This window comes from Shewanella vaxholmensis, assembly GCF_031932135.1.
Taxonomy (GTDB): domain Bacteria; phylum Pseudomonadota; class Gammaproteobacteria; order Enterobacterales; family Shewanellaceae; genus Shewanella; species Shewanella hafniensis.
The window spans coordinates 144083-150845 of record NZ_JAUOEV010000012.1 but is presented as its reverse complement, the minus strand read 5'-3'; the positions used below and the strand labels follow the sequence as shown (position 1 = coordinate 150845).

The 6763-nt window shown below is 41.7% G+C and carries 6 protein-coding genes and 1 pseudogene; 3 read left to right on the top strand and 4 right to left on the bottom strand.

Annotated elements, in window-relative coordinates; all coding sequences use genetic code 11:
* The first annotated feature begins 559 nt into the window (after positions 1-559).
* On the top strand, positions 560-3559 hold the full coding sequence (locus tag Q4Q46_RS12330; RefSeq protein WP_311906067.1) for a TonB-dependent receptor: 3000 nt from the start codon (positions 560-562) through the stop codon (positions 3557-3559).
* Between the two features lie 482 nt (positions 3560-4041).
* A pseudogene (locus tag Q4Q46_RS12325) lies at positions 4042-4227 on the top strand (hypothetical protein).
* Between the two features lie 61 nt (positions 4228-4288).
* Here Q4Q46_RS12325 and rplI read toward each other — a convergent pair.
* The 4 genes from rplI to rpsF are packed head-to-tail and all read right to left on the bottom strand — an operon-like array spanning position 4289 to position 5727.
* Positions 4289-4741, bottom strand: a complete 453-nt coding sequence (rplI, locus tag Q4Q46_RS12320) for a 50S ribosomal protein L9 (protein ID WP_006086059.1) — start codon at positions 4739-4741, stop codon at positions 4289-4291.
* Positions 4742-4777: 36 nt separating this feature from the next.
* On the bottom strand, positions 4778-5005 hold the full coding sequence (gene rpsR, locus Q4Q46_RS12315) for a 30S ribosomal protein S18 (protein WP_006083042.1): 228 nt from the start codon (positions 5003-5005) through the stop codon (positions 4778-4780).
* Positions 5006-5017: 12 nt separating this feature from the next.
* Entirely contained in the window at positions 5018-5323 is a 306-nt protein-coding gene (priB, locus tag Q4Q46_RS12310; protein ID WP_311906066.1) for a primosomal replication protein N, read from the bottom strand.
* Positions 5324-5331: 8 nt separating this feature from the next.
* Positions 5332-5727: a 30S ribosomal protein S6 gene (rpsF, locus tag Q4Q46_RS12305; RefSeq protein WP_006083044.1), complete on the bottom strand. Its 396-nt coding sequence runs from the start codon at positions 5725-5727 to the stop codon at positions 5332-5334.
* 212 nt (positions 5728-5939) lie between these two features.
* On the opposite strand from rpsF, the gene Q4Q46_RS12300 reads away from it, so the two are divergent.
* A complete protein-coding gene (locus Q4Q46_RS12300; protein WP_311906065.1) occupies positions 5940-6683 on the top strand; it encodes a DUF481 domain-containing protein in 744 nt (247 codons plus the stop codon).
* Positions 6684-6763: the final 80 nt, after the last annotated feature.

Below are 6763 nucleotides of genomic sequence, written 5' to 3'. Positions count from 1 at the left end.
TCTTGCCATGCTGTCTAAAAATTACTCTCGAAAGATCAACAGACCCTAGATAACAACTAAGAAAATTTAACTTTGCCATTATCACAAACAACCTTCCAACCACAGATCAAGCGGTGCATTTATTGAGCTGCAGCACAATATTTCTCATATAAAACATTCTATTGAGCATTCTTAAGCACTACAACTTCCTTGTCAAAAGGATAACTTTACTTTTTCCATGTCAAATAATTTGCTTAGCGAAACAGCAATAACTTTGACGAGAGAAGTAGAAACCTCCATAACGAATTGTAAACCTTAATTTACAGTGGAATAAATACCCTTTCCCAACTCCAAAAATAAAACCTTAGACTTACTTGGGTAATGATAATCCTGCTCTTCCTTCCCCATAAAGACCTTCACAATCACTAACTAACAAATTAAATACTTACGATTAAAACATTCTGTTTACACAAAACAAACACATATGTAATGTTGTGGTCGATGTTGTTACAAATCAATTCATCAGTAATAAGATGAAAAATAAAAACTACATACACAAATAGATAGAGGAAAATGCATAATGAACATTAGGAAGAAGATTATTGCGGTTGCGATAACATCCGCTTTAGGGATGGGAATCCCAAGTATCGCCTATGCAGACAATACGACAGCAAGCATTACGGGCTCTTTAACTGTTTCTGGTGCAAGTGCTAGCGAGTACACCGCAACGGCCAAAGATCCTAAAACTGGATTAACAAGAAATATTGAAATTGGAACTGATGGAACTTTCCGTTTCTCTAAATTACCCGTTGGAACGTATGAAGTTGCAATCAGTAAAGCTGGAATTGTGGTAGCTAAAGATACGGTGTCAGTGTCTTTGGGTTCAAATGCTAATGCTACGTTTGATATTCAGGCAACAAGTGGCCCCGAAGTGATCTCTATAGTCGGCGCACGAATTAATAACGTCGATTTATCAAACTCAGACTCTGGTCTAGTTATTGATAAAGGTGAAATAGATTTACTGCCAGTTGCAAGAAACTTTACTTCAATTGCGCTACTTGCTCCAGGTACTGTTGCTGGCGATAGTAAATTCGGTCAAACGGCCTCGTTTGGTGGTTCTTCAGCGGCTGAAAACTCATGTTATATCAACGGCCTTGAAGTAACGAATACAAGCCAAGGGTTAGGTTGTGGTGAAGTACCATTTGAATTCTATCGTGAATTTCAAGTTAAAACGGGTGGTTATTCAGCCCAGTTTGGTCGTACGACTGGTGGTGTGATCAACGCAGTCACAAAAAGTGGTACCAACGAGTGGGATTTTGCAGCAACAGGCCGTTATATCCCTAAATCTTTAGCTTCTGAAGGTCAAATATCCCGTGGTAATGGCGGTGTTGGTGCCATATTCAGAGACACAACTAATGATGAATACAACTTATGGGAATACAGTGTTTCAGCTGCAGGCCCGATTATCGAAGACAAGTTATTTTTCTATGCAATTGTAAACCCGCGTAATGTTTCAAATGACTTTGCGACCCAATCAGGCACAAGATCACAGTACGCACCTGACGACCAATTTATTAAGCGAGATTCTAGCGGTGCTGACAATCTATTCTGGGGTGCTAAAGTTGACTGGAACATCACAGATGATCATAGCTTAAGCTTTTTCGGCTATTCAAACCGCAGTGATACAAACTCAGATACATACGCATATGATGCTGAAGAAGGTCAAATTGGTAAATATCTTGGGTCAAGTCTAAGAAAGCGTGGCGGTACGGCAAAGAGTGTTACCTATAATGGTAATATTACAGACGATCTTTCATTATCTGTCATGTATGGCAAATTAGAGACCGAATATACGAACACTCCGAGTAACCTCGAGTGTCCTACAGTATCTGACTCTCGCCAAATCCCTGCTGATCAAAAAATTACTAGCTGCGGCCCTGGTGGCTCTGTCGGTGTGAACGTTGATGAAAATACTCAAACGCGCGTTGACCTACAATATGTGTTAGGTGACCACCTGCTTAAAGCAGGCTATGACAAGCAAGAACGATTTACATCCCATACGTCCGCACCAATTACGGGACACAGCTGGACTTACTCGAGCTTAGCACCCAATGCAGGCATACAAGGTAATGATGGTAATTTGTATACGAATACAACAGGTCAACAGCTCGACTATGTTCAAGATCGTATATTTGCAGGTGGCGGCGGTTTCAACTCTGATTTATCAGCTTGGTATCTTGAAGATTCATGGCAAGTCACTGAAAATGTAATGTTAACTGCAGGGGTTAGACAAGATAAATTTGATAACCAAGGTGTTACAGGACTGACGTTCTCTTCATTTAAAACAGACTTGGCTCCTAGATTAGGCTTTACTTGGGATCCAGTCGGAGATGGCGAGTCAAAAATATACGGTACTGCTGGCCGTTACTATTTACCAGTCCCAAATAACACAAACTATCGTGCAGCATCTGGTATTAGTGATAGTACTACGTATTATACGTTCACTGGACATGATGACACTGGTGCTCCTACAGGTTTAAACCCTATCGCAGGGGCTAATTCAACTGTAGTAAACTCTGTTCCAACTCCAGCAATTCAAGAAACATTCCAGAGCGAAGAGGCAGAACCATTCAGTAAAGATGAATATATCTTAGGTTACCAAAAGCAAGTAACCGAAGAAATGGTAATGTCTGTGCGAGGAATTTATCGTGAAGTTGGAACCGCTCTAGATGATTATTGTGGTCCATTAGCATCACAAGCTACTTGTACTTTAGTTAACCCAGGAAGTTCTGGTACTTGGTCACTAGATAATGATGGTGATGCCATTGCGGATCCCGGTAGTCGCCAAACCTATTCAGCTGAAGAGATAGGTTTACCTAAAGCTGAAAACACATACAAAGCAATTCAAGCTGAAGTCAATTACACTGAAGATAATTTACGCCTTAACTTTATATACACTTGGAGTAAGAGCTACGGTAACTTTGAAGGCGCGGTTAAGTCAGACATAGGTCAAGCAGATCCTGGTGTAACGCAGGACTTCGATTTCCCAGCGCTGATGGATGGTGCTGAAGGTTATCAAGCTAATGATCGTCGCCACGTCTTTAAGTTATTTGGTACTTATAACTTAACTGATGATCTCAGTGTTGGTTTTAACAGCACACTCTCTAGTGGTCGCCCTCTAAGTGCATTTGGTCAAGGCTACCCAAGCAATGACCCATCTGTTTATGGAAGTTATGGTGATACCTTCTATCTCTATACTAACCAATGCCCAGATACCAATGGCAATGCACAGTGTGATCAATCAGAGAAGATATACAATCGCGTTGAACGTGGAACAGTCGGACGTACACCATGGACCTTCAACCTAGACTTATCGCTAAACTATGATTTCAAGATTAGTGATATTGACATGAGAGCAACGGTCAATGTTTATAACGTTCTAGATGTTCAAGAAATAGTCTCACAAAATGAGCACTACGAAGCTAGAAGCTCCGAAGGTACTAAAAACCAATACTATGGCGCAGCATATGATTGGCAAGAACCCCGTTATGTTGAATTTGGCATTTCTGGACGTTTCTAAACTAGTTAACTAAATCACACCGTAAAAACCGTCAAGATTCTCTTGGCGGTTTTTTTTATTTATGACTTGGTCACAATGTTAACTATAAATGTTCAGCATAAAGATAGGGACACTTTCTTCATTACTCATCATATACGATCTCCAAGCAGCTAAAGATGCTTCATGAATCCACACGGGAAATATCATTTTCAATTAATAACCCTACTGGCAGTTACTTTAAGATTAGATAATATTAAAGTATATCCAACAGTTAGATGCGTTTTACGGTCCCAAAATTAAATTACTATGCAAAATACAAATATTAGTAGCAACTATGCACCTTTGAATTATACCAATCACATGAAATATCAAACCAGTTCAGAGCCTCACAGGCAGCTTAATCTAAGGCACATTGAAGCAGAAGTGTGTATTCCCTTTTAAGTCAAAGCGGCACGGGAGTGGGATGCCTGTGAGGCTCCCGAAGGGAGGCTGATGTTAACGGCATGGTAACGCGCTTTATACTGCGTTTAGGGCTTTCGACAAAACACTACTATGCCTTCAAACCTTAGCCTTGCCTAAAGCGTGTTGTACTCCCGCTGAATAAACAGATATTTAATACGATTGGTATTACTCCCATAAGTACCGTCATTGTAGGCATCTTTGAAATATACTATTTTCCAACAAACTAAATTTCAGCCATAAAAAAACACCGCCTAGGCGGTGTCTTTTTATATTTAAAGCGAGTCGTAATTAAGCTTCTGCAACCACAGATACTTTAACAACAGCTTTAACTTCAGTGTGTAACTGAACTTCAACTTCGAAGTCGCCAGTAGTACGCAGAGCGCCTAATGGTAAACGAACTTCTGATTTAGCCAGCTCAACACCAGCAGCAGTCACTGCATCAGCGATGTCACGGTTGCCAACTGAACCAAACAGTTTGCCTTCATCACCAGCTTTAGAAGCGATTACAACAGCTTCCAGTGCAGTGATTTTCTCAGCACGTAGGTTAGCAGCAGCTAATTCAGCAGCTAATTTAGCTTCTAATTCAGCGCGACGAGCTTCAAATACTTTAACGTTGCTTTCGTTAGCAACAACAGCTTTACCTTGTGGCAAAAGGAAGTTACGTGCGTAACCAGCCTTAACTGATACTTGGTCACCCAAGTTGCCTAGGTTAGCGATTTTATCAAGCAGAATAACGTTCATTATCAAATCCTCTATATTCGATTAGGAATACTGCAATTACTGATGTAAATCAGTATATGGCAGTAGAGAAAGATAACGAGCACGCTTGATAGCGCGAGCTAGTTGGCGCTGATATTTAGCACTAGTACCAGTGATACGGCTTGGAACAATCTTGCCGCTTTCAGTGATGTAGTTCTTTAAAGTAACGATATCTTTGTAATCAATTTCTGCAACACCTTCAGCGGTGAAACGGCAGAACTTGCGACGACGGAAATAACGTGCCATGTTGACAGTCTCCTAAGTTTTCAATTCGACATTTTCGGCATGGATAACTAAGCGGTTTTGACCATTGCGCCCCTGTTGAAGCGTCATAAAGCCTTGCACTTGTACTTCCACACCTGCTTTCAGATCTTCTGCTACGCTTTCAAAGCGTGGGCCACTCAAAATCACTTGAATTTGTACGTAGACGTTGCGGAGCATATCTGCTTCATAACGCTGCGATTTGTGTTCCAACATTATCACACTGTGTGCAACACCTGCTGGGCTTTTAAAGCGTCTTGAACGAGTTATCGTTCCTGACAACACCAAGTTATTGGTGGTCACAGATTACCTTACTCAGCGATTTCTTCAGCGTGAGCTTCATCGTATGAGCGTTCGCCAGCTGGGCCACGACGTGAATCGCGCTCATCTCTAGCTTTAGCCATTGGAGATGCTTCAGTAACGGCAACTTTAGTACGCATTACCATGTTACGCAGAACTGCGTCGTTGAAACGGAAAGCTGTTTCTAGCTCTTCAATCGTCTCTGCTTTAGCTTCAACGTTCATCAGAACGTAGTGAGCTTTATGCAGATCAAGGATTGGGTAAGCCAGTTGACGACGGCCCCAATCTTCTAAACGGTGGATTGTGCCGTTAGCTTCGGTGATAACACCTGTGTAACGCTCAATCATACCTGGTACTTGTTCACTTTGATCTGGGTGAACCATAAATACGATTTCGTAATGACGCATTTATTGCTCCTTACGGTTATGTAGCCTCGGTATTGGCTCAGTCAAACCAAATGGAGGCAAGGAACGAAAAATAGTGACTGATTTGAGCGCGAGATAGTACAGAAAGCAAGACAGAAACTCAAGCAATAACTTTGCCTCGCCAATCAATACAGGTATGATGGCGCTTCATCTATATTCGGACATCAGACATCGGCTAACCAAGAATAAACATAATGCTAAAAGTTATTGCGCCAATTTTTTTATTTTCCCTTTCATTTCCTGCGCTTGCGCTTGTTCCACCGGATTACCAGGAACCGCCCAGCGATTTTACCGCAGAAATCGAAGCGGGTTTGCAACTGAATACAGGCAATACCGAGTCCAGCAGTTTTAACGGTCGAACCCAACTGATTTACGACACCCAGCAAACCAAGCAAGAAGCCACGCTCAAAGCCTACTTTGCCTCAGAAAAAAGCAAGACAACTTCAGAAAAATACGAACTCCAACTCCAGTCGAACTATAAACTGACCAAAGGCTACATCTTCGGACGCGGTGATTTTACTTGGGATCAATTCGGTAGTTACACGCAAATCTCAACTATTTCTAGTGGTTACGGTTTTAATGCCATCAGCAGCTACAAGACCAAACTCAGTCTCGAAGTCGGCCCCGGTTATCGATATAACTTACCGGCCGAATCTGTCGATATTCCCAATCCTGATGCTGAGAAAGATGTCATTTTGCGTACCGCGGCAAAGTTTTCTCAAAAACTGCAGGAATACAGCAGTCTCAATGCCGATTTAACCGCCGAAATGGGCGAAAACAACAATACCCTCACCTTAGACATGAACTACAAGAATCTGGTGTTCCAAGATTGGGCTTTTAAAATCGGCATGAACATCAAATATACTGAAGTGGTCCCTGAAGGTAGCCAGCAGACAGATACCATCACCACCTTCAACTTACTTTATACCTTTAGATAACCGCTTTTAGATAATCCAAAACAATATAAGCAAGCACACGGCGCCAATGTCATCTTCGGCTGGCGTCTATGTGAAGTTCC

Coding starts and splice junctions, on each gene's coding strand:
- Q4Q46_RS12330 (WP_311906067.1), top strand. CDS start 560: ATGAACATTAGGAAGAAGATTATTGCGGTTGCGATAACATCCGCTTTA.
- rplI (WP_006086059.1), bottom strand. CDS start 4,741: ATGAACGTTATTCTGCTTGATAAAATCGCTAACCTAGGCAACTTGGGT.
- rpsR (WP_006083042.1), bottom strand. CDS start 5,005: ATGGCACGTTATTTCCGTCGTCGCAAGTTCTGCCGTTTCACCGCTGAA.
- rpsF (WP_006083044.1), bottom strand. CDS start 5,727: ATGCGTCATTACGAAATCGTATTTATGGTTCACCCAGATCAAAGTGAA.
- Q4Q46_RS12300 (WP_311906065.1), top strand. CDS start 5,940: ATGCTAAAAGTTATTGCGCCAATTTTTTTATTTTCCCTTTCATTTCCT.